Source organism: Candidatus Zixiibacteriota bacterium (assembly GCA_021159005.1).
Classification (GTDB): domain Bacteria; phylum Zixibacteria; class MSB-5A5; order UBA10806; family 4484-95; genus JAGGSN01.
The window spans coordinates 1-1,887 of sequence record JAGGSN010000044.1 but is presented as its reverse complement, the minus strand read 5'-3'; the positions used below and the strand labels follow the sequence as shown (position 1 = coordinate 1,887).

The 1,887-nt window shown below is 49.4% G+C and carries 5 protein-coding genes; 1 reads left to right on the top strand and 4 read right to left on the bottom strand.

Annotated elements, in window-relative coordinates; translation table 11 throughout:
• From J7K40_02775 to J7K40_02760, 4 genes are all read right to left on the bottom strand, one after another.
• On the bottom strand, positions 1 to 611 hold a 611-nt coding region (locus J7K40_02775; protein ID MCD6161319.1), incomplete at its 3' end, for a hypothetical protein.
• Positions 612 to 620: 9 nt separating this feature from the next.
• Positions 621 to 833 (bottom strand): hypothetical protein, encoded by a 213-nt coding sequence (locus J7K40_02770; protein ID MCD6161318.1) that lies wholly within the window; start codon positions 831 to 833, stop codon positions 621 to 623.
• A 30-nt stretch (positions 834 to 863) separates the two neighbouring features.
• Complete coding sequence (locus tag J7K40_02765) at positions 864 to 1,310, bottom strand: hypothetical protein (GenBank protein ID MCD6161317.1); 447 nt, start codon at positions 1,308 to 1,310, stop codon at positions 864 to 866.
• A 13-nt stretch (positions 1,311 to 1,323) separates the two neighbouring features.
• Positions 1,324 to 1,536: a hypothetical protein gene (locus J7K40_02760; protein MCD6161316.1), complete on the bottom strand. Its 213-nt coding sequence runs from the start codon at positions 1,534 to 1,536 to the stop codon at positions 1,324 to 1,326.
• A gap of 168 nt (positions 1,537 to 1,704) precedes the next feature.
• Between J7K40_02760 and J7K40_02755 the strand changes: the two genes are divergently transcribed.
• Entirely contained in the window at positions 1,705 to 1,860 is a 156-nt protein-coding gene (locus J7K40_02755; protein ID MCD6161315.1) for a hypothetical protein, read from the top strand.
• Positions 1,861 to 1,887: the final 27 nt, after the last annotated feature.

Below are 1,887 nucleotides of genomic sequence, written 5' to 3'. Positions count from 1 at the left end.
GGCTGTTTACGGGCTTCCTCTGCTTCAGTGACTGGCGGCGTGCTGCCCACCGCGCACCCAATACATTTGAAGTTGCTCACCGCGTAGTCGAAGTTGTGATCACTCATATTACGCCATCTCGTGTGTGGGTCGGTCTGTGATATACTGATGATCACACTCCTCCCGGCGTACTTGCCCAGTTCGATTGTACGCGTGATGTTGTGCCGGGTCCTTCTGTTGATCCTGGCAACTTCTTCATCGTTCACCAACAGTATAACGGGGTAAGACCATGTGCTCAAAGCAGCGTGTTCGTTAAACACAACCTTCGCGTCGCTTTCGCTCACATATATTGGCAGGGACGCCACGACTGATCCCGTGCATCCGGGTCGTTTTCTGAATGAGAACGATGTAACGTCGTCCGATTTGATCGAATAACAACTTCCATCCCGTTTGCATTTCCAGGTGCTGATCTCATTTGCCGCGCCCAATGTGATACTATTCGCAGACATCCGTTCAATGATGCCTGGATCTCTCAGTGCTTCGTTCACACACGGATCGAGCTCGCGTGGAAAGCTCGCTAGTGTAGATGGTTCGATGCAGGATAGTATAATAGCGGTCTCCGAACGCATCACATCGCCCTCCTACTTCTTCGTCAAGTCACGGGGAAGTTCAAGTATATCGTTTACAGCACCGACAACAAGTTCGACACTATTACCGATCGCCCTGCCCACTCGCTTCCCTGTCTTACTGCCGATTGTCGTGAACGCGTTCCCGATTCGCTGACCAATTTCATTTTCATCCAGCAGCGGGATTTCTGGAAGTCCCGGCAGGTCTGGTATCTTTACTTTGCCCATATATATCACATCGTGTGTGCTTGCGTTGCGTCAGATTTCGAGTTCTTCCTCGCCGAGCTCCACATCAGTGACGCTCTCTGCCGATACGCCGAGTTCGAGCTCTGAGAATTCCATCTCTTCTGCACTCATACCACCGAGCGCTGCGGGTTCTTCGTATAAGTCAGGTTCATAAGACGTGGCTTGTGCGTAGTCAGGGAAATATTGATTTTCCACTGCTAACGTCTCAGGTGGGGTTGCCGGAGTGCTCTCGTTGGGGGTTGCCGGAGTGCTCTCGTTGAACAGTGTTGGTATCTTCATACCCTCTCCGATCACCTCACCCGACGGGTTTTTGATCTTGAATCCCGGTAGTACCGGCAGCTTATCCAGCACACCGCTGATGGGAAGTGGCATATCTGGCAACTTTACCCCAGGGATCAGCTCCTGGAATTCAAGTTTGTCCATCGTATCCGTGTCGATTCCCAATAAGTCGATTTTCATGATCAATCGCCTCCTACTTCTTCGCCAGTTCTCGCGGGAGTTCGAGCAGATCGTTGGCGGTTCCGATGCTGAAGGTGATGATACCTCCAATGCCCGAACCCACTCGCTTGCCCAATTTCTCGCCGATTGTCTCGAATGTCTTGCCGACTCGCTTGCCGAGGTCATCTTCGTCAAACAGTAGCATTTCCGGAAGTTCCGGTAGATCTGGTATCTTTATTTTGCCCATGTTCATCATTCCCTTTTTTCATACCTGTGTGGGGGGATTTTGACCCCTTTATGTTCATTTCAGGTTAAAGTTATGGGAATATCTGTCGCGGCTGTATTTAAATGATGGGTTGTGTATATTTTTACATCTGTACAAAGCTTTTTAAGGGTTGGTGTACAATCTTTTAGCATGTCGATAGAGTCTCCTCAAAAAAAACGTAAAGGTATTTTTGTTGACGATGACCTATGGCGCGCTCTGAAAGTTCATTGCGCAAAAAACGAAATCAACCTCGTGGACAAAGCTGGCGAGATTATTGAGAAGTGGGTTACGGAGAACTGCCTGTAACTACGGTTTCGTCGTTATCACGCAGAA

Excerpts from the sequence above, each read along its gene's own strand:
- J7K40_02770 (MCD6161318.1), bottom strand. The coding sequence starts at position 833 with ATGGGCAAAGTAAAGATACCAGACCTGCCGGGACTTCCAGAAATCCCG.
- J7K40_02765 (MCD6161317.1), bottom strand. The coding sequence starts at position 1,310 with ATGAAAATCGACTTATTGGGAATCGACACGGATACGATGGACAAACTT.
- J7K40_02760 (MCD6161316.1), bottom strand. The coding sequence starts at position 1,536 with ATGGGCAAAATAAAGATACCAGATCTACCGGAACTTCCGGAAATGCTA.
- J7K40_02755 (MCD6161315.1), top strand. The coding sequence starts at position 1,705 with ATGTCGATAGAGTCTCCTCAAAAAAAACGTAAAGGTATTTTTGTTGAC.